Source organism: Pseudomonas moorei, assembly GCF_008801475.1.
GTDB classification, from domain to species: domain Bacteria; phylum Pseudomonadota; class Gammaproteobacteria; order Pseudomonadales; family Pseudomonadaceae; genus Aquipseudomonas; species Aquipseudomonas moorei.
This window is the reverse complement of sequence record NZ_VZPP01000004.1, coordinates 49,674-69,680: the sequence shown is the minus strand read 5'-3', so window position 1 is coordinate 69,680 and position 20,007 is coordinate 49,674. Positions and strand designations below refer to the sequence as shown.

Below are 20,007 nucleotides of genomic sequence, written 5' to 3'. Positions count from 1 at the left end.
ATAAACAGCCCAATACCACCGCTCGCAAGGATTCGAGGGGCGCCGACAAACAGAGAAAAACGTCACCCCGAGGCGGCGACAACGGGAAGAATAAAAAGGCAATCACTGGGCCAGTCAGACCCCAGGCGCCACCTTCCCGGTTAATACAATACAGTGAAGATGCGCGTTATGACTCGCAGGTCACGCTATTTTGCCGAATCAGACCCGCGACAGGTTATTCGACCAACGACCAATCCAGCGCTGTTCCACGCTTGATCGCCCCACGGGCGCGGCGCCCCAGAAGACTTTCAGCGTGTTTGGGGGCGAGTCCCAGGCCCGGACGAATGGCCCGCAGATTGGCGGTGCTGAAGGGTTCGCCGGCGGCCATGTCCTGAGTCACATAGAGCGAACGGCGGTACACCAGGGATTTGCGCTCGGCTTCGGTCACGCCGTAATGCACCTGCCCCATGGACTGCCAGGCCCGCTCGGTTTCGACTACCAGACTGGCCAGTTCCGCGGGTTCCAGAGAAAAGCTGGCGTCCACACCACCCGCCGAACGGTCGAGGGTGAAATGTTTTTCCACCACCGTAGCCCCCAGCGCCACCGCCGCGACGGACACCCCGACACCCATGGAATGGTCGGACAAACCCACTTCACAGCCAAACAGTTCGCGCAGATGGGGAATCGTTCGCACATTGCTGTTGGCGGGCGTCGCCGGATAGGTGCTGGTGCACTTGAGCAGCACCAGATCCTTGCAACCGGCCTCCCGGGCGGCGCGTACGGATTCATCGAGCTCGGCGATGCTGGCCATACCCGTGGAAATGATCAACGGCTTGCCAGTGGCGGCCACCCGTCGAATCAGCGGCAAGTCGGTGTTTTCGAAACTGGCTATTTTGTAGGCCGGCACGTCGAGGCTTTCGAGGAAGTCCACCGCTGTCTCATCGAAAGGGGTCGAGAATGCCAGCATGCCCAGCTCCCTGGCCCGGGCAAAGATCGGCGCGTGCCATTCCCATGGCGTATGCGCCTTCTCATACAGCGCGTACAACGAGGAACCCGCCCAGAGGCTGTTGGGGTCCTTGATGAAGAACTCACCTTCGGATAAATCCAGCGTCATGGTCTCGGCGGTGTAGGTTTGCAGCTTCAACGCATGAGCACCGGCCCTGGCAGCGGCTTCGACAATCCGCAGGGCCAGTTCAAGCGACTGGTTATGATTGCCACTCATCTCGGCAATAATGAATGGCGGCACTTCGGCACCGATCAGGCGCTCGCCAATCTTGAAACTAGTCATTTCTGTGATCCTTCAATACGCGAGTGAACGCGCAAGCGCTCTGGGTGAAACCGGCTTCGCGAAAAACCTTCAATGAAGGCTGGTTGCCAGGCATTACGGTTGCGTTGAGCGACTCCAGTTGCGGCCAATGGGCCATCGCAAAGGCTTCACCCCGCGCCAGCAGCGCCCTGCCCCAGCCCAGGCCGAGCCGGTCTTCGAACAGGTAAATCGACACTTCGGCGGCAAAGCCGCGCAGGTCATAACGCAACACGCCGACCGGCCCGTCATCGGCCTCGGCGATCAGCAACAGCCGCCGGGCGTTGCTCAGGCTTGCGGTCAGCCAGTTCTGATGCGCGGACCATTCGATCACACCGTTCTCCAGCGACCAGCGCCGCACCGGCTCGGCATTGCGCCCATCGAACAACAATTGTGCATCTGCCAGGGTTGCCCGGCGCACGCTCAACACAGCACCCGCCAGCGCCGCCGCCACTCGCTGTGCGCCACGACCGTCGACCAACTGGCGCGATCGTGCCGCCATGCTCTGGCGCAAGCCCTGATTGTCCGCGACAAAACCGATGGCCAGGCGCAATTGCTCGACGCTGACGTGCTCGCGGGCGCCCATGAATACATGCGCACCCGCAGCCGCCATCACCTCGCCATTGGCCTGCTGATTGTTCGACACCGCAATGCTGATCGTTGGCAACCCCAGGGCCGCTCGCTCCCAACTGGTGCCACCGCCAGCGCCAATGAACAGGTCCGCTTCAGCCATCAACCGGTAAAAGTCGCTGACAAAAGCATGCAAACGCCAGTGCGGACGACCTGCGGCCAGGGCCCGCATCTGCGTCCAGGCCGGGTTATCGGCACCGGCCACAAAATCGACTTCCAGCTCATGGAAATCCATCAGCGCCAGCATCGCGTGATGTGTCTGCATCGCCGCGTCGAACCCGCCGAAATTCACCAGTACGCGTCTGGCTCTCGGTTTGATCTTGATCGGCGGACAGCAGAACTCCTCGCGCAGCAGGGCAAATCGTGGGCCGAGCAAAGTCCGGCAGGCGGGCGCCAGCAGCGATGCGTAAGCCTCGGCTGTACCTGAGAGGTTCTGGTTCAGCAGCAGGTCGACGCTGTAGGTTCGGCTGGCCAGGTCGTCCACCGCCGCGATCCGTGGCGCCCAGCGGCGGGCGGCGGTCTGCCAGTGATGATCCAGGCCGTAGTGATCGACGATGACCCAGTCGAACGCCGAATGGCTTTGCAGCAGCTGCCCCAGCGCGGCAATGTCGGCCTGCCACGGCAACATGGATTCGATGGCCTGCTGCGGGTCTTCGCCCTCATAGCGCTCGGGTAGTGCAAAGGTTTCGAAGCCCTCGGCCCGCAACGCATCCAGGCGATGCCCCGGCAACAGACGACAGGCAAAGGCCACATGGCTGCCCTGCTGGCGCAACACTCTGGCCAGGGTCAGGCAGCGGGCGATGTGTCCGCTGCCAATGGTGGGCGAAGCGTCGGCACGGATCAGCACTCTCATTGCAGCTCCCCTCCCGCCTTCAGGGCGGCGTAGAGGTATTCGGCGCGTTTCCAGTCTTCAGGCGTGTCGATGTCCTGAACCAGAAAGCGCGGCAGCATGACCGGCAGGCTTGCCGGCGAATACAGCACCTCACCGTTCAACCAGGCCTTGCTGCGTCCCCAATAGAACTGTCCGGCGTCTTGATATGCCGCTGGCAAATCCTGTGAACGAGTTTCGCGAAACTCAGGGTAAAGCGCAGTCAGCGCTCCCTGATCGTCAACGGTCAGGGCTCGCTGAACGGGAAAGCCGAAATCGCACACCGAGAATGCGAAGGACCTGTCCGGATGCTGTTCCAGCAACTGCAGCCCTTGCTTGAGAAATCGCGCCTGCAGCAGCGGCGCGGTGGCGTAAATGCAACAGGCGTAATCGAACTGCTGACCTTGCTCGCGCAGGGCTTGCAGCGCATGGGCAATTACCGCGGCGGTGCCGGTGAAGTCGTCGGCCAGCGCTGCGGGGCGCATGAACGGCACTTGGGCGCCTGCCGAACGCGCCAGTTCGGCGATTGCTGGGTCATCGGTGCTGACCACTACCTGAGAGAACAACCCCGAATCAATGGCGGTCCGAATCGAGCGGACAATCATCGGCACGCCATCGAACAGCTTGAGATTCTTGCGCGGTATACGTTTGCTGCCTCCGCGAGCCGGGATGATGGCGACGCTGTTCAAGGGCGTTTTTCCAGGAGAAACCAGGTGATGTCGTCGACCGGAAATTGCCGATCGCGGTGGTAGGCAAATCCGTAATCGAGCAGCTGCAGGTCGTCGTAGCGATCGAGCATTTCACCGGCAAAATCACGTTTGAACAGCTTGCCGCTGTTGCCACGATACGAGACTTCAACCGGCGAAGGATTGTAGTACTCCGCGATCAGTATGTAGCGCTGGCTCAGCTCATACAGCTGCGCATAGGCGGCCGGCAACAACTCTGGAGCGAGATGAATCAGCACGCCTTTGCTCAGGGTCAGGTCGAAGCTGCGCTCACGGGGAAAATCAAACAGCGAGCCGTGCCAGATCTGCCCGATGCCCAGCGTCCGGGCCTGGGCGCAGGCACTGGCGTTGATCTCGACGCCGAACAATTCACATTGCGGCAACAACTGGTGCAAGGCCTGCAAGTTGTTCCCGGCATTGGTACCCAGCTCCAACAGACTTTCAATACGCCCGGCTCGCGTCAACGCCTTGGCAAACAAGGCCAGGTTGGCCGCCACCAATGGTTGCCCGACGTTACGTTCGACGTACTGGTTGCCGAAGTCGCCTTGCCAGAATTTTTCCTGCTCGGTCAGTTCACGCATCGCACATTTTCCATCAGCCGCTGGGCGGCAGTTATTCGGTCAGTCGTCGCAGTTGCTCGACCACATAGTCCTGCTGATCGTCACTGAGCAACGGATACAGCGGCAGGCTGATGGCTTCGGCGTAGTAGCGTTCGGCTTGCGGGAAGTCACCCTCGGCGAATCCCAGTTGGCGATAGTACGGCTGCAAATGCACGGGAATGTAGTGCAGGTTCACACCGACCCCGGCGGCCCGCAACCCTTCGAATACTTGTCGATGACTGAGCTTGATTCGGTCAAGTTGCAGGCGCACCACGTACAGATGCCACGCCGATTCAGCGTCCGCCTGTGCACCGGGCAAGGTCAGCGGCGAATGCGCCAGCAAGCGCTGATAACGTGCGGCCAGCTCACGCCGACGCGCGACGAACTCATCGAGCTTGCCCAACTGCGACAACCCCAGGGCCGCTTGCAGATCGGTGATGCGATAGTTGAAACCCAATTCCACCTGTTGGTAGTACCAGGGCCCGTGGCTCGGCTCGGTCATCTGCGCAGGATCCCGGGTCATGCCATGGCTGCGCAAGCGTTGCAGGCGCTCGGCGAGGTCCGGGCGGTTGGTCAGGACCATGCCGCCCTCGCCGCTGGTGATGATTTTCACCGGATGGAAGCTGAACACCGTCATTGCCGCGAATTCGCCACAGCCCACCGGACGACCGGCGTAGGACGCGCCGACCGCGTGGGACGCGTCTTCGATGACCGTAAAGCCATAACGCTCGGCCAACCCGGAAATCCTGCGCATGTCGCAGCACTGCCCGGAGAACGCCACGGCCACCAGCACTTTCGGCAACGTGCCGTCACGCTCGGCCTGGGCAAGCCTGGCGGCCAATACCTCGGCGTCGAGGTTCCAGGTCTGGGGATCGATATCGACAAAATCCACTGCGGCGCCGCAATAGCGACCACAGTTGGCCGAAGCCAGGAAGGTGTTGGGCGTCGTCCACAACCGATCACCCGGCCCCAGGCCAGCGGCCAGGCAAGCGATGTGCAGGGCGGCCGTGGCGTTGCACACCGCGACGGCAAAATCAGCCTGGCAGCATTCGGCCATCGCCCGTTCGAAACGCTCGATGGTCGGCCCCTGGGTCAGCCAGTCGGACTGCAAGACCTCGACCACCGCATCGATGTCCGCCTGATCAAGGCTTTGCCGACCATAGGGAATCATGCCGACAACCGAGCGTGCAGATCTGCAATTTGCCCCACCGACAGGAAGTGCGGGTTGGTGTCAGAGCGGTACTCGAAATCTTCGCCTACCGGTTTCCCCCGCTCGCCCAGCTTATCCACGGCGAAATCCACATCGACGCTGGTGAAGCGGATCGATGGCTGGATCGTGTAGTGATCGGCGAACTCCAGGGTCATGCGCGCATCGTCCACCGGCACCATCAACTCGTGGAGCTTCTCGCCGGGGCGAATCCCCACGTGTTTATGCGGCAAGTGCTCAGCCATGCCCAAGGCCAGGTCGACAATGCGTATCGACGGAATCTTCGGCACAAACACTTCGCCGCCATGCATGCGCGCGAAGCTGTCGAGCACGAACTGCACACCGTGATCGAGGGTGATCCAGAACCGGGTCATGCGCTCATCGGTGATTGGCAACTCCTTGGCGCCCTCGTTGATCAGCTTGCTGAAGAACGGCACCACCGAGCCACGGGAACCGGCCACGTTACCGTAGCGAACCACGGCAAAACGGGTCTGCTGTTCGCCAGCAATGTTGTTGGCGGCGACGAACAGCTTGTCCGACAGCAGCTTGGTCGCGCCATACAAGTTGATCGGGCTGGCCGCCTTGTCGGTGGACAACGCGACGACTTGCTTCACGCCGTTGTCGATGGCAGCGGCGATGATGTTTTCCGCACCGTTGACGTTGGTGCGGATGCATTCTGTCGGGTTGTACTCGGCCGCCGGCACTTGCTTCAACGCTGCGGCATGCACCACATAATCGATACCGCGCATGGCCTGACGCAAACGCTCGGCATCGCGCACATCGCCAAGGAAGTAACGCATGCACGGCGCGTTGAATGTTTGCTGCATCTCGTACTGCTTGAGTTCGTCCCGAGAAAACACCACCACGCGCTTGGGCTGGTATTGCTCCAGCAAGCGGCGGATGAAGTTGCGACCGAACGACCCGGTGCCGCCTGAGATGAAAATCGATTTACCGTTGAACATGCCTGAATCCTTATACCTGTCCGCCAGGCTTATGCGAGCAACTGCGCCCAGTCCACCGGGGCGCTCTCACCCAGGGAGAACCCTTTGCCGCTCAAGGCCAGATTGGCGTTGTAGGCCTGGTCCTGAGCGAAGGCGGCAGCCCATTTTTCACGCAGCGCATCAAGGGCGTTCGGCGCCTGCGGCATTTCACCCTGATGAATGACTTGAACCAGCGGCGTCCAGACGGTGAGGTAGCCGGCCTGGCCTGCCTTGAGGCACAGATCGACATCGCTGAAACCTTCAGCGAAGGTCGAGCTGTCCAGACCACCCAGGTCGGTGAACAACGCTTTACCGATCATCAGGCAAACCTTCGACACGGCCGAATAGTTCTGCTCCAGAGCCAGCCGGTGCATGTAGCCATTGGCATCGTGCTTCTCACCGACAAAGGCCGAGCCAACCCCACCGTTCATGCCCAGAATCAGGCCGGCTTGGGTGACCTTGCCATCACGGTCGATCAACTTGGGACCGACCACCCCGACTTCCGGACGCTGGGCGTGATTGAGCAGCGACTCAAGCCAGTTCGGGTTGACCACTTCACTGTCGGCGGCCAGCAGCACCAGGTATTCGCCCTGGGCCTGCTGACTGGCGGCGTTGTACAGCGCGGGAACGCTCATGAGCTTGTCAGTACGCAGAATGCTGACTTTCGGATGCTGATAAGTACCGAGCCAGTCGTTGACCTCAGCCGACTGATTCTGATTGACCGCAACAACGACTTCATACTGGTTGTAACGGGTACGCAGCAATACGCCTTGCAGGCATTGTTGCAAGGCCGGCAGATCGTCACCGGCGGGCACGACGATCGAAACCAGCGGGCGCTCGGTGTGTCGGTAGTCGATCTGATAAGTGCCAGGCTGGGCCGAAGTGATCTTGGCCTTGTAGCCACGATTGCCCAGGTGGCGCATTAACGTCAGGCGCTCATCGGCATTTTCTTCCAGTACCGGTGCCCGGGCAATCAATAGCGGCTCGTCCAGGTGAGCCAGCCCGTTGAGGCCGCCCTGCTCGATGATGCGCAGCAGCAAGTCGAACTCCAGCGCCTTACTGAAGTCCGCGGAATAACCGCCAGCTTCCAGCAGCACCTCACGGCGTATCAGCCAATGGCGTGACATCAACGCCGGGAAACTTTGCAGCAGGTCCAGGTTGAAGCCCGGTCGGAACACATCCACCAGTGAGCCACTGGCCTGACGCTGGATTTCATCTGTCGCCACCGCTCGGCAATGCGGCGCCTCCAACAGTTCCAGGCTCGCTCGCAACAGACCACTTGCGGTGAATTCGTCATCCACTTCTGCCAGCAACAACCAGTCGCAGGTCGACTGCCGAGCTACCTGATTGAGTTTGTCGACGTAATTGCCCTGGGTGACCCGGACAAAGTGCAGGGTGTTTTGCGCCGTCGTCGCCGCCAACGGTTCGCCGGTGGTGAAGACCACGATCTTGAACGCCTTGCAGTACCCCTCCAGAAGACTGTCGAGGGTCACCTGCAATTTGCCGATATCGTTCTCCAGGTCCAGGATCAGGATGCCGAACTGAGGGCCGCCGTGATGGGCCGCCAGATGCTGGGCGATTGCCTCTCGTTGCCCGGCATCCGGCTCTCGCGCCTCCAGCCACTTGAGCAAACGCCCGGATAGCGTGGAATCAAATGTCTGGCGGATGAGCTGAGGCGGGAGCGTATCCAGACGCTCGGCCCAGGCGAGCATCTTTTGCGCATCTTCTTCCTCGCCAAGACCTTGCAACTTTTCCACCAGGCACTGGATCAGGTGCTGGTTGAATATATTGATATCGTGGGCACTCCACAGACGGTCGACGACACTCTCAGGTGTATCGTTGTTGCGTGCACGCATCAAGTCGTGCTGAAGGGCCCACATCCCTTCAAGCTGCTGTAGCTGAACACGACCCGCCGGCATCCCATGGAGCAGAAACTCGATGTGGGTCAACTGATCGAAAAAGGTCTGGTTATAAAAGGGCATTTCGACGTACTGCTTGGACGAGAAACGTCGCTCCGGCACTTTAAGGTCGCTGTTCCAGTAGGACTCGAAAATCTTTTCGAGCACCAGCGCCTTTCCCGTTCTCAAGCTTTCGGCCATCGCTTCGAAACACTGGAGCGCGAATTGTTTGCCCTGCTCCGGCTCCAGATCAACAATCCCGGTGGGCAACGCCGCCAGGAACTCGGCAAAAGCCTCACGCTCAGCCACCGATTTGGCATCGGTGAACGAGAGCGACTCATACACATCGGTCTTGTGCTCCGACTGCATGTAGTTGATCTCACGCACCACGTACGGTATCGGCAGAATCCGCGCCTTGGCCCGGGCCAGCATGTAGTACGAGTGGCCGATTTCCTGCCACTCGAACTTCGCGTCATGGGGCATGGCCGCATACCAGTCGCGAAACAGCGAGGTACGGTGAACGGCATAAAAGGGCGGAATGAACTGGCCCATGAAGTCCAGCACACGGTCTTGAGCTCGCTCGGACGAATAGTCTTCGCAGACTTTCTTGTCGCGGCGGTAGTAGGTCACGCCCCCCCCCAGCGACATGTACATCAGGCAGTAACCATGGCACATGCCATAGTCCTGGTTCGCCTCCAGAAACGCCACCGACTCTTTCACTGACTCATGCACGAGGAAGTCATCGTCGGCGGCAAACACGACATAGGGTGTGGTGACCTGATCGATACCGTAGACGACCTTCGCCTGGGCATCCCAGTAGCCAAACTGTGGTAGGTGCAGATACTCGACGCTCGGAAAAGTGTCGGCAATGCCCTCGCTGGCCTGGGGCGAGGAGTCCAATACAATGATCCGGCAAGGCAAGGGACAGTAGAACTGCAACGCCCTGCGCAAGAATGCGGGTCTGTTATGGGTGATTACCAACACCGTCAACTGCTCGCTCAATGGTAAAGCGTGTTCAGAGCCGTACTTGCCTTGCATAACGTGTCCCCAGAATCGGCGAATCGCCCGATGAACTTAACAATGAAGTTTTTTGCCATAACGACGGCGTGGTGACCCTTGCCCCACTCGGCGTCCATTGATGTGCCAGAGAATTGGCTCGAACCTGAAGTGCAACGATTCAAGCCAAGCGCACAGCCTTCTGGCCGCGCCGAAAAATGCACGTTTTATGGCGATATTGGGGGGCCGTGCAGGAAGCGCGCCATCTCGAATTGCCCGAAACGGGAAAGTCTGTCGTAGCTGCCGCTTGACTGTTAAACACGGCTTCTTGTCAGTCCGCCAACCAACCATGCTCCCAGTACCGCAGGTTATCCCCGCGAAGCACGTAGTCGCGCAACACCGCCTCGCGCAACTCATCGCCCATGCGATAGCTGGCGTCCGGATCGGCCAGGTGCATGCGAATGGCTTGCAGCCATTCGTCCGTGGAATTGGTTTTGATGCGGGTGCACGGCAAGTAGCCGCTATAGGCTTGAGTGTCGGTGCAGATCACCGGGTAGCCGCAAGCGCCATACTCCAACAAGCGCAGGTTGCTCTTGCAGTCGTTGAAGATGTGGAACTCCAGTGGCGCCAGGGCCAGGTCCAGATTCAGGCTGGCCAGCTTGGCCGGGTAGACGTCCAACCCGATCACCCCGTGGAACTCATGCATGTATGGACGCAGATCATCCGGACACATGCCGAAGAACACCCAGTCGACTTCATTGGCCAACTCACGGACCACATCGGCGATGACCGCCAGATCACCGTGGTGACTGGTGCCGCCCCCCCAACCGACCCGCGGCTTTTTCGAGGTACGGCGCCGGTTGCGCAAATTGGTCCACATGTGAGCCGCCAACATGTTCGGCACTACGCGGATGTCGTGATGCATGTCCGACAATGCGTTGCCCAGCGCCTCGGTGGAAACCACCACGCGATCGCACATGCCGATGGCGCGACGGACCAGTTTCTCCATCTCGTCCTTGCCCGGCATGTTGCGGATATGGGCATTGCGATGAGGCACATTGATCACGAAGTCGTCCAGCTCGTAGATGCGTCGCGCGCTGGAGTATTTTTGCAGGCTCGGAATTTCGTTGATTGGCCCTTCCGAATAGCGACCCTGCAAGATGATCACATCAGGCGAATAACGCTCGACTTCAATGATGGTCGGCAGATTGTAGTGAATGCGCCCCTGCGCCCTGCCTGCAGCCTCCAGCTCGATCAACGGTTGAGTCACCCGATAGTGACCGATTGCCGAGGCATTGACGGGCAGCGCGAGAATTTTAGGCAGTTGAGCCTTGGAAAACGGACTCCAGCCGGAACGCAGACCTGGTTCAAGACTGAAGCTGGCACTGCCCACGCCCTGCAGTGCCAGATTGGCGTTGTAGGCCGGATCCCGGGCAACGATCGGCAGCCAGCGCTTATAGAAAGCCTCCTGTTCCTGATCGCTGCGAGCCTGATCACCTTCCTGCGCCGCCACGACCGGTTGTGCGCCCAAAGCCAGTTGGGCGTATGGCGTCCAGACAACCAGATAACCTTCCTGGCCGATGCGCAGGCACAGATCAACCTCGCTCAGGGAATGCGCCAGGCCCTGCTCATCCAAGCCGCCGACGGTTTCATAAACCGCCTTGCGCACCATCAGGCAATCACCGCCCACGGCGCTCAAATCGTGAGCCGCCTGCAAGCGGAACATGTGACCCGCTGCCTGCATCGACTCGCCAAAGAAAGGTACCCCGGCCGGCCCCTGCAAACCCAGGATCAAACCCGCATGCAGCACTCGGCCATCGGGGTTGAACAACTTGGCCCCGACCACGCCGACTTCTGGGCGCTGCGCGTGATTTAACAGCTCGGCAAGCCAGTCGCCCTGAGTGATGATGGCGTACGGGTTGAGCATCAGGACATAATCGCCAGCGGCCTGACTCACGGCAAAATTGCGCGCCTGCGCCGCACTGCGCTGCTGCTCCAGTCTCAGTACTCGAATCCGCTCGCTGCCCAACTGCGCCATGCCGTCGAACCAGGTGCGCGCCTCCCCGCCTTCACTGCCATTGTCCACCAACAACAACTCGTATTCGCTGTAGGCCGTTTTCTCGAGCAGGCTCTCGACGCAACGCTGCAAGGCAAGCGTCTGGTCTTTGCTGACGATGACGATCGAGACCAGCGGACGTTCGCCATGAAGGTAATCGACACGATTGAGTATCATCGAACTGCCTGGGCGAATCTCATGGGCAAGGCCCAGGCGCTGCAGGTGTGCTTCGAGCAACAGCGGGTTGGCGTCAAGCACTTGCGGCTGCGACAGCCATTTGGTCAGATCCAGGGTGGACTCCAGCAAAACTTCGGCAATATGGCCGACCACCTGCGTGCCGTCATCTTCGACCATACGCCACAGCACATCGTGAGGCGCCAGCTCGGCGAACCGGGAATTGAAGCCGCCCACGGCCAGGAAACGCTCACGCTCAAACGCCAGGGCGCGTCCGACATAGGGGTAGCTGCGCATCAGGTCGAGGTTGAAATCGGGCTTGAACGCAGGCTCTGCGGATTCACCCTGGTACAGCCCACCTTCGTCGCTGTACAGGCATGTCATTGCCGGCGTGAGGGCAATTCGCTCGGCCATCACCAACAAAGCCGGCACAACCAGTCGATCACCGGCACGCAATAGATAGAACCAGTCGGCGCCTTCCAGTTGCGACAACAACTCGTTGACCTGCTGCTGCCAGTCGTCTTGCAGCGGCACGCGGAAAACCCGCTCCTCCAGTTCGACCCGCGTGCAGGACGTCGACAGAACCACGGTCAGCTCAGGCGGGTAGTCCTGCGCGGCGAGCGACTGCAGCGTGATCTCCAGCGCCGAACGGCTGCCGTCCTCATCAATGATGACCGGAACGATTTTCGGCACTTTGGGCCAGGCTGCCAGCGTGTCTGGCAGCAGGTTGCGCTGGCCGTCAGTCAGATGCCGGCACTCCAGCCATTGAGCGTAGAGCTGGGAGAAACTGACACTGTCAATACCCACATGCCAACCCTGGGTGGTCTGCTTTGTGCCCAGGGTCCGGCTCAACGGCAACTCTTCCCAGACCCGTGGTGACTCGTCGACCCTGGTCAGCGGCAGGTAGCGCACCCAGCCTGGAGCCGGCGCCGATTCGCCGCTACGCGCCTTGAGCATCTGCGACAGCCATTGCCGCTCGATTTCGGCCGCATCCTTCATTGATTGCTGGCTGCTCAAACGCTCCGGATACAGGCGTTCGACGCCGAGCACATGATTGGAAACCGCCATATTGCCCCGTCGCATCAGGCAGACGTACAAGGCAAAATCGAGCGTCGCAACAAAGCAATGACCGGGCTGGGTCAATGCCGGGAACAGTTCAAGCAGATCTGCCCGACGGAACAGCGCGTTGCTGAAGCCCCCGAGGATATTGACCGGGAAGTTTTCGAATATCGCCAGCAGGTCATCGCCTTTGAACACCCCGCCCACCGGAGACAGCGGGGTGTTTTCCAGGCGTGAAGGCAGCGGCATGTCGTCGGCATCCCAGAACAGTCGTTGGGCGACCACCAGATTGACGTCGGCACAATCGATAAGCACTTGGGCCTGACGCTCGATACAGGCGGAAAACAGCTGATCGTCGTCACACAGAAACTTGATGAACTCGCCTTGTGCCTGCTCCAGGCAAGCTTGCAGATTGCCGACCAACCCCAGGGTTTGTGCATTGCGCACATAACGTATGCGTGCGCCCTGCTCGATCACCGAGTTGACGATGTCTTCGATCTCATGACCGCGACTGTCATCGCAAACAATGATTTCCAGATGGCCATAGCTCTGACTCACGGCCGTGTGCAAGGCGCGACCGAAAAAGCGTGGATTGAAGGCGGGAATGACCAGGCTGACAAGGGGGAGTGAATTCACGGCGGGCTCACAGGCGGCGCGAGCCCGCCCTGAAAAGCGAGCCCTCGAATACCGCAAAAAAGACGATCAATACTGAAGGGACAAGGCAGACGGGCGCCTGAGCGCCCGACCACCATCAGATCTTGTTGAACAGACCCAGTTGAGAAATCTTGCTGAACGCCAACTGCGCAGCCTGCAACATGGTCTGTTGCAAGGTCAGGCGAGTCATGACTTCCGCCGGGTCCGAGTCACGGATCGACGACTGGCTCGTGGCGTTCGCCTGGGTCAGGCTCTCGTTGGTCGCGGACTGATTATCCAGCGACTGGCCGCGGGCACCGATCGAGGTAACGGCCGAGCCGATCTGGTTGACCGCGCTGTCGATGTTGCCGAGGCCGGATTCCATGGCGCCGAGAAAATTCTGCTTGGCCACCGGGTTGCCGTCGATCGGCGTATTCAGCGCGGTCACCATGTGGCCCAGGGTGTCGAGCACGTTCTGGGTTTGATGATCGTTGTTCTGGATCAGGAACTGGTCACCGGAGGCCGGAGCGCCGCCGCCCAAGGCAAAGGTCACGCCCGCTGCAGTGGCATTGCCACCCGAGACGGTGCCCGAGGAGACCGGCCGGCTGTCGGCGGTGATCGGTGCGGCGTACAGGTCAAAGGCCGTGGCACTGGTGAACTTGAGCACTGCACCGCCCGACGGGAAGGCGTTGGTGTAAGCCGCCTGGTTGGTCACGCTGGAACCGGTGATGACCGCGGTCGAGGTGTTTCCAGGACTGCGCGAAGCATTGAAGCTGTCAGGCGTGGCCGCCAACTGGAAGCTGTGGCCGGCGATTACCGCATCCGGGTTGGTGTCAGTGGACTTGAGGTTGATGTTCAGCTTCAGGTCAACGCCACGGAAACTCACCGTCTGGTTGGCACCGTTGGCATTGCTGATGACACCGTTCTGGCTGGCTTCGGCCGTCACGTCATTACCCAGCGCATCAGTGATCTGCAACTGGGTGCTGCTGAGAAAGTTGACGGTGTAGGGCTGGCCGCCGGCGAACTTGGCGTTGTAGGTGGAACTGGTGCCGATCGTACCGTTGGACAGCACCACCCGACCGTCATCCACCGCTGGAGCGGTCATGGTGGTCTGGGTGCGGCTGGTGTTGATGGCCTGCTGGAAAGCATCCCAACCGGTGGTGTTGGTCGCCACCGTCATGCCGTCGCCAATGCCCAGGTTGATGCTGGTCTGGTCACCGTTGTAGGTAAAGGTGCCGTCCGAGTTCTGCAAATAAGGCGCGGTGTCGGTTTTCGAACCGGAGAACAGATAGTTGCCCGCCGAGTCCTTGGAGTTCATCAGGCCCATTACTTGCTGCTGGATCTGGCCCATTTCCGACGCATAGGCCTTGCGGTCGGCGTCAGTAGCCGTGCCGTTGCTGGCAGCCAGGGCGAGCTCCTTGGCGCGTTGCAACGCGTTGCCAATGGAGGTCAGCGTGGTTTCCTGCAGGCTCAAGGCACTCTTGGTGCTGTCGATGTTAGTGCCGTACTGATTCAGCGCCGCACTCTGCTGGCCAAGGCTCAGCAAGCGCCCGGCACCGATCGGATCATCGGCGGCGGTGTTGATGCGAGTCAGGCTGCTGGCTTCATTGCTGGTCGCGATGGCCTTGCTGTAGTTGCTCTGATAGTTGGCAGCGGTGGTTTCGTAATACTGGGCGGTAGAAATGCGCATGAATTACGACTCCTTAAAGGCTGTTGATCAGCGTGCTGAAAATTTCCTGCGCAGCTTTGATGATCTGCGAAGAGGCGGTGTAGTACTGCTGGTATTTGACCAGGTTGCCGCTTTCTTCATCCAGGTTCACCCCGGACACCGAATCACGGGCACCTTTGGCGTTGGTCAGGATCGCCGCAGTGGCGTCGCCGTCAGACTTGCCCTGGGCGGCCTTGGTGCCGACGTTGGTCACCAGCTTGCCGTACGCGTCGGTCAGGCTGATGCCCTTGCTCGCCGAGCCGGTATCGACGGTCTGTTTGGTTTGCAGCCCCACCAGGGATTGCGCGTTGCGGTTATCCGAAGACGCGGCGCCGGTCAGGTTGATCGTGAAGCTTTCGCCGCTGGCCGGTGTGCCGCCGACCGTGGTCTGCACGGTGAAGGTCTTCTGCACCGCAGGAACGACACTGTTGTCCATGATCGGAGCACCCGTGCCATCGACCATCCCCACGTTCAGGTTCAGGGTGTTGCTCTGACCCGGAACAATGGTGCCGGTACTGATCGAATTGCCCTTGGCATCGACCAGGTTGTAGCTCTGGCTGCCACCGCTCGCGGCACCGAAAACCAGCTTGACCGGCGTCGAGTACTTGAGCGCGGTCTGCATTTCCGCCTGGGCCGCCGGGTTGTAGATATCGAGGGTACTGGTCAGTGCCGGCTGAGTGTAGGTACCGCTGTTATTGGCGCTGGCATTGCCGGTCAAGGGTGCAGCCGCGGCGATTTTTTTCGGGTCGGTGAGCACGGTCTGGATGCTGGCTGCCGCGCCACGGGTCGGTGTCACCTTGAACGAATCGCCGGCGCTGAGCGCGCCACCGTTGAGGTTCAGGGTGAAGCCGTCGATCACCGGAGGCGGTGTGGTCGTGGTGCTGAAGGCGCCCATGTCGGTGCCGTCCGAGCGCTTGACCGTGTAGTCGGTCGGGCTGGTGAACGTTACCTGATAGTCGCTGGTGGTCAGCTTTCCAGTGTCCTTGATGGTCACATCGAGGTTGCCGGAACCGGCGCTGTTGCCGGCCTGGGCAATGCTGCGCTGGCTGACCAGGGCGGCACTGTTGATGTTGTTGAAAATCGCCGCGCCGAAATCACCGTTCTTGTCGATGCCCTGCGCTTGCTGACTGTTCATCTGGTCAGCCACCACCAGCGCCACACGCCCCAGCTCATTGAGCGACGGGTCAAGCACGTCCTTGCGGTAGCTGAGCAGACCACCGATCGAACCGCCGCTGACCACCGAGGTGATGTCGATGGTGCTGGAGCCACGGTTCATCTGCAGCGCCATGCGCGACGGATCATCGCTGCTCGGGACGGTTTGCAGGGTGTTGGTGGTATTGCCGACGACCAATGGCTGACCGCTGCCGACATACACGTCGAAGTTGGTGCCGCGCTCGACAACCTGCGCACCGACCAGCTCGGACAGCTGACGCACGGCTTCGTTGCGCGAGTCGAGCAGGTCGTTGGGCTGGCTGCTGCCGGTGGAAAGCTCGGAGATTTTCTGGTTGAGATTGGCAATCGAAGTGGCCAGCTTGTTCACCTGGCCCGCCATGTCAGACAGGCTGCCATTGAGGTTGGTGTTCTGGTCGTTCAACTGCTTGGCAATCGAATTGAAGCGGCTGGACAGCGCCTGTGCACCGGTCAGCACCGACTGGCGGGACGTGTCGTCGGTTGGCGAAGTCGCAACACCCTGCATCGAGGTGAAGAAGTTCTGCAACACACCGGTCAAACCGGTGTTGTTGTCGGAAAGCGTGGCGTCCAGCGGTGTGACCTGAGCGCTGTAGGCCGATGCTTCGCTGTTGAGCGAAGTGGCGGTACGCAGCTGCGAATCGAGATAGGAGTTATACACCCGGCGCACATCGGCCAGCGTCGTGCCGGTACCGATGAACACATTGCCGTACTGAATAGAGCCTTTGGTGCCCTGCACAGTCTGCTGGCGCGAGTACCCGGCGGTGTCGACGTTGGAAATGTTGTTGCCCGTGGTCACCAACGCGCTCTGGCTTGCACTCAGACCCGACATCCCGATATTGAGCAAACTCATGGTTCAGACCTTATAAATTCGTTGAAACGCCCGCCGCAGCGTAGTTCTGGTAACTCGTCATCTGCCTGGCTATCTGCGAAATCTTGCTTGCGTAGTCCGGGTCGGTTGCGTAACCGGCCTTTTGCAACTCGCGTACAAACTGTTCTGGGTTATCGGCCGACTTCACGACATCTTGATAGCGATTGTTGGTTTGCAACAAAGTCACAAGATCATGGAAGCTGTCCTTGTAAGAGTCGTAGGAACGGAACTGCGCCGTTTCCTTGACCATCTCGCCATTCCTGAATTCGCTGGTGATGGCCCGCGCCGAATTACCTTTCCAGCTATCGCCCGCCTTGATGCCGAACAGGTTGTGGCTACTGCTGCCATCCTGGGCGCGCATGACCGATTTGCCCCAACCGGTTTCCAGCGCCGCCTGGGCCACCAGGTAACGCGGGTCGACACCGATGCGCGCGGCCGCTTCCTTGGCCATCGGCAGCATGGTATTGACGAACTCGTCGGCGGAGCTGAAGGCTTTTTTCGCCGGTGCGAGAGGAATCTGCGCCATTGCACGACCGTAAATCTGCAGGCCGCCGCTCGATGTCGAATCCGCTTGCGCAGCGAGCCAGTCGCCGTTGTACAACGGGCCGGAGCCGCTGCGCGTGTTCTGTGGCAACTGGATCTTGTTCTGCGCCGTGGTCGCGCTCGCCGCCGTGGTCGTTGCCGAGGGCACCAGCCCCGCCAGCAAGCGATCAGCCAGTTTCGGTGGTAATGCAAGGCGCCGCCGATTGATCATTGCCATGTCATTGAGATGGGTACCCTCGCCCGTCGGCGCGTGCACCGACCGCGAGGCCCACAATGGACGCTGGCCATTGACCCGCGAAAGTGGCCCGCCGAGTGCGACGGTACCGGCAGCCACCGGGGTCTGCACCGCAGCTTTTGCCGCTTCCTGCCTGGCGGCCGATGCGGCTGCCGCCTCACCGGGTGCCATCGGCTTGTTCTTCGACATCTGCCGCATCAGGACGTCCGCCAGACCGATACCACCGCCCTCGCGGGACATGGAAACGGCCAACTGCTGGTCGTACATTTCCTGGTATTGCTTGGCCGCCGGGGTGTTGAGCGGATTGTCCTGACCGAGCGCTTCGGTGGCCGAGCGCATGGACTTGAGCATTTCACCGAGGAACAGCGACTCGAACTCCTGCGCAACCTTGCGCATGTTGCCGTCGCTGTTCTTGTCGCCGACCTTGAGCTGGTTCAGGCGATTGAGGTCCGAATAGGAGCCTGAGTCACTGCTGCTGGCCAAACCACTCTTGCGCATATCCATGAGCGCCGTCCTCAGATCACGATCAGATCGGCTTGCAATGCGCCGGCCTGCTTGAGTGCTTCGAGGATCGCCATCAAGTCACCCGGTGCCGCGCCGACCTGGTTCACCGCCCGCACGATTTCGTCGAGGGTGGTGCCCGGGCCGAACTTGAACATCGGCTTGGCTTCCTGCTGGGCGTTGATCTTCGAGCGAGGCACGACGGCCGTCGTGCCATTGGACAGTGGCCCCGGCTGGCTGACGATCGGGTCTTCGGTGATGGTCACGGTCAGGCTGCCGTGGGTGACGGCGGCCGGGGAAACCTTGACGTTCTGACCGATCACGATGGTGCCGGTACGGGAGTTGATGATGACTTTCGCCACCGCCTGACCCGGATCGATTTCAAGGTTCTCCAGGATCGACAGGTAATCGACGCGCTGGCTGGAGTCCAGTGGCGCGCTGACGCGAATCGAACCGCCGTCGATGGCCTGAGCCACACCTGGGCCAAGCATGTCGTTGATCTTGTCGACGACGCGCTTGGCCGTGGTGAAGTCGGAACGGTTGAGGTTCAGGGTCAGGCTATTGCCCTGGTTGAATCCGCTTGGCACCGCCCGCTCTACCGAAGCACCGCCCGGGATGCGACCGGCCGACGGAACGTTGACGGTAATCTTCGAACCGTCACGCCCCTCGGCATCGAAGCCACCCACCACCAGGTTGCCCTGAGCGACGGCATAGACGTTGCCGTCGATACCCTTGAGCGGCGTCAGCAGCAAGGTACCGCCACGCAGGCTCTTGGAGTTGCCGATGGACGAAACGGTGATGTCGATCTGCTGGCCCGGCTTGGCGAACGCCGGCAGCTCAGCACTGATTGACACCGCGGCGACGTTCTTCAACTGCACGTTGCCCGAGCCCGGCGGCACCTTGATACCGAACTGCGACAGCATGTTGTTGAAGGTCTGCAGGGTGAACGGCGTCTGGGTCGTCTGGTCGCCGGTGCCATTGAGCCCGACCACCAGGCCGTAACCGATCAACTGGTTGGAACGCACGCCGGAAATACTGGCGATGTCCTTCAATCGCTCGGCTTGAGCGTTGAAGGCCGCGGACAACAAAACGGCGGCCACCATGAGGTGTTTGAAGTTCAACATGCTCAACTGGAAAGCCACCTAGAAAGGGAACAGCGGGCTGAGGAAGAAACGGTCGAACCAGCCTGGCTGACTCGCATCGGCAAACGAACCGGTGCCCGAGTAGGTGATGCGCGCATCGGCGACACGGGTCGACGAAACGGTGTTGTCGGTGGCGATGTCGTCAGCGCGCACCAGGCCCGCAATCCGCACCAGCTCGTCGCCGGTGTTGAGGGTCATCCACTTCTCGCCTCGAACGGCAATGATGCCGTTGGGCAACACGTCGGCGACGGTCACGGTGATCGAACCGGTCAGGGTGTTGCCCTGTGCCGCCTTGCTGTCACCCTTGGTCGCACGGTCGCCTTCATAGCTGGCGTTCAGACTCAGGTCGCCACTGCCGAACGGGTTGTTGGTATTGGGCGTAGAGCCGAACAGCGACGTCAGGCCGATGCCGGTCTTGCTGTTCTTGTCGATCTGCGAGTTGGCGTTCTTGCTGGCCTGGGTCTTCTCGTTCAGGGTGATGGTGATGATGTCACCGATCCGGAACGCCTTGCGGTCGCTGTACAGGTTCTGTTCGAAACCGGCCTGGTAGATCGATCCGTTGTTCGCGGCAGCCGGCAGCGGCGTACGCGGCAACACCGGGGCGTAGTAGGGATCATTGGGCTTGGGTGTCGACGGAACGCAGCCCGCGAGCACGGTAACCCCGGTCAATGCCAGAACAGAAACGAAACGATTCATGACCCTTCCTCACGGT

General features: G+C 60.6%; 13 protein-coding genes. All 13 read right to left on the bottom strand.

The genetic code is table 11. The features are described 5' to 3' along the window. Positions 1-214: 214 nt before the first annotated feature. A complete protein-coding gene (gene pseI / locus F7R06_RS08045; RefSeq protein WP_090324309.1) occupies positions 215-1,267 on the bottom strand; it encodes a pseudaminic acid synthase in 1,053 nt (350 codons plus the stop codon). Then, positions 1,260-2,765, bottom strand: coding sequence for a UDP-2,4-diacetamido-2,4,6-trideoxy-beta-L-altropyranose hydrolase (pseG, locus tag F7R06_RS08040; RefSeq protein ID WP_090324311.1), 1,506 nt, complete (start codon positions 2,763-2,765; stop codon positions 1,260-1,262). Before pseG ends, pseI begins: the two co-directional genes overlap by 8 nt. After that, a complete protein-coding gene (gene pseF / locus F7R06_RS08035; protein WP_090324312.1) occupies positions 2,762-3,469 on the bottom strand; it encodes a pseudaminic acid cytidylyltransferase in 708 nt (235 codons plus the stop codon). The genes pseG and pseF overlap by 4 nt, the downstream gene beginning before the upstream one ends. Further along, positions 3,466-4,086, bottom strand: a complete 621-nt coding sequence (locus F7R06_RS08030) for a pseudaminic acid biosynthesis-associated methylase (protein ID WP_090324314.1) — start codon at positions 4,084-4,086, stop codon at positions 3,466-3,468. The genes pseF and F7R06_RS08030 overlap by 4 nt, the downstream gene beginning before the upstream one ends. 31 nt (positions 4,087-4,117) lie before the next feature. Further along, complete coding sequence (pseC, locus tag F7R06_RS08025) at positions 4,118-5,275, bottom strand: UDP-4-amino-4,6-dideoxy-N-acetyl-beta-L-altrosamine transaminase (protein ID WP_090324315.1); 1,158 nt, start codon at positions 5,273-5,275, stop codon at positions 4,118-4,120. After that, on the bottom strand, positions 5,272-6,273 hold the full coding sequence (gene pseB, locus F7R06_RS08020) for a UDP-N-acetylglucosamine 4,6-dehydratase (inverting) (RefSeq protein ID WP_090324317.1): 1,002 nt from the start codon (positions 6,271-6,273) through the stop codon (positions 5,272-5,274). The genes pseC and pseB overlap by 4 nt, the downstream gene beginning before the upstream one ends. 29 nt (positions 6,274-6,302) lie before the next feature. Next, positions 6,303-9,227 carry a TIGR00180 family glycosyltransferase gene (locus F7R06_RS08015; protein WP_090324319.1) on the bottom strand — a complete coding sequence of 975 codons (2,925 nt, stop codon included), beginning with the start codon at positions 9,225-9,227 and terminating at the stop codon, positions 6,303-6,305. A 289-nt stretch (positions 9,228-9,516) separates the two neighbouring features. Next, entirely contained in the window at positions 9,517-13,110 is a 3,594-nt protein-coding gene (locus F7R06_RS08010) for a glycosyltransferase (protein ID WP_090324321.1), read from the bottom strand. Between the two features lie 115 nt (positions 13,111-13,225). Continuing rightward, a complete protein-coding gene (locus tag F7R06_RS08005) occupies positions 13,226-14,797 on the bottom strand; it encodes a flagellar hook-associated protein 3 (protein WP_090324323.1) in 1,572 nt (523 codons plus the stop codon). Between the two features lie 13 nt (positions 14,798-14,810). Beyond that, positions 14,811-16,856, bottom strand: coding sequence for a flagellar hook-associated protein FlgK (gene flgK / locus F7R06_RS08000; RefSeq protein WP_090324324.1), 2,046 nt, complete (start codon positions 16,854-16,856; stop codon positions 14,811-14,813). Positions 16,857-16,866: 10 nt separating this feature from the next. Further along, positions 16,867-18,156: a flagellar assembly peptidoglycan hydrolase FlgJ gene (gene flgJ / locus F7R06_RS07995; RefSeq protein ID WP_090324326.1), complete on the bottom strand. Its 1,290-nt coding sequence runs from the start codon at positions 18,154-18,156 to the stop codon at positions 16,867-16,869. An 11-nt stretch (positions 18,157-18,167) separates the two neighbouring features. Beyond that, positions 18,168-19,277 (bottom strand): flagellar basal body P-ring protein FlgI, encoded by a 1,110-nt coding sequence (locus F7R06_RS07990; protein ID WP_090324327.1) that lies wholly within the window; start codon positions 19,275-19,277, stop codon positions 18,168-18,170. 18 nt (positions 19,278-19,295) lie between these two features. Beyond that, positions 19,296-19,991: a flagellar basal body L-ring protein FlgH gene (gene flgH / locus F7R06_RS07985; protein WP_090324329.1), complete on the bottom strand. Its 696-nt coding sequence runs from the start codon at positions 19,989-19,991 to the stop codon at positions 19,296-19,298. Positions 19,992-20,007 lie beyond the last annotated feature (16 nt).

Bases quoted from the DNA above. Each gene is read 5' to 3' on its own strand.
- F7R06_RS08030 (WP_090324314.1), bottom strand. From the start codon at position 4,086: ATGCGTGAACTGACCGAGCAGGAAAAATTCTGGCAAGGCGACTTCGGC.
- pseB (WP_090324317.1), bottom strand. From the start codon at position 6,273: ATGTTCAACGGTAAATCGATTTTCATCTCAGGCGGCACCGGGTCGTTC.
- pseC (WP_090324315.1), bottom strand. From the start codon at position 5,275: ATGATTCCCTATGGTCGGCAAAGCCTTGATCAGGCGGACATCGATGCG.
- flgH (WP_090324329.1), bottom strand. From the start codon at position 19,991: ATGAATCGTTTCGTTTCTGTTCTGGCATTGACCGGGGTTACCGTGCTC.
- pseI (WP_090324309.1), bottom strand. From the start codon at position 1,267: ATGACTAGTTTCAAGATTGGCGAGCGCCTGATCGGTGCCGAAGTGCCG.
- F7R06_RS08015 (WP_090324319.1), bottom strand. From the start codon at position 9,227: ATGCAAGGCAAGTACGGCTCTGAACACGCTTTACCATTGAGCGAGCAG.
- F7R06_RS07990 (WP_090324327.1), bottom strand. From the start codon at position 19,277: ATGTTGAACTTCAAACACCTCATGGTGGCCGCCGTTTTGTTGTCCGCG.
- F7R06_RS08005 (WP_090324323.1), bottom strand. From the start codon at position 14,797: ATGCGCATTTCTACCGCCCAGTATTACGAAACCACCGCTGCCAACTAT.
- pseG (WP_090324311.1), bottom strand. From the start codon at position 2,765: ATGAGAGTGCTGATCCGTGCCGACGCTTCGCCCACCATTGGCAGCGGA.
- flgJ (WP_090324326.1), bottom strand. From the start codon at position 18,156: ATGGATATGCGCAAGAGTGGTTTGGCCAGCAGCAGTGACTCAGGCTCC.
- flgK (WP_090324324.1), bottom strand. From the start codon at position 16,856: ATGAGTTTGCTCAATATCGGGATGTCGGGTCTGAGTGCAAGCCAGAGC.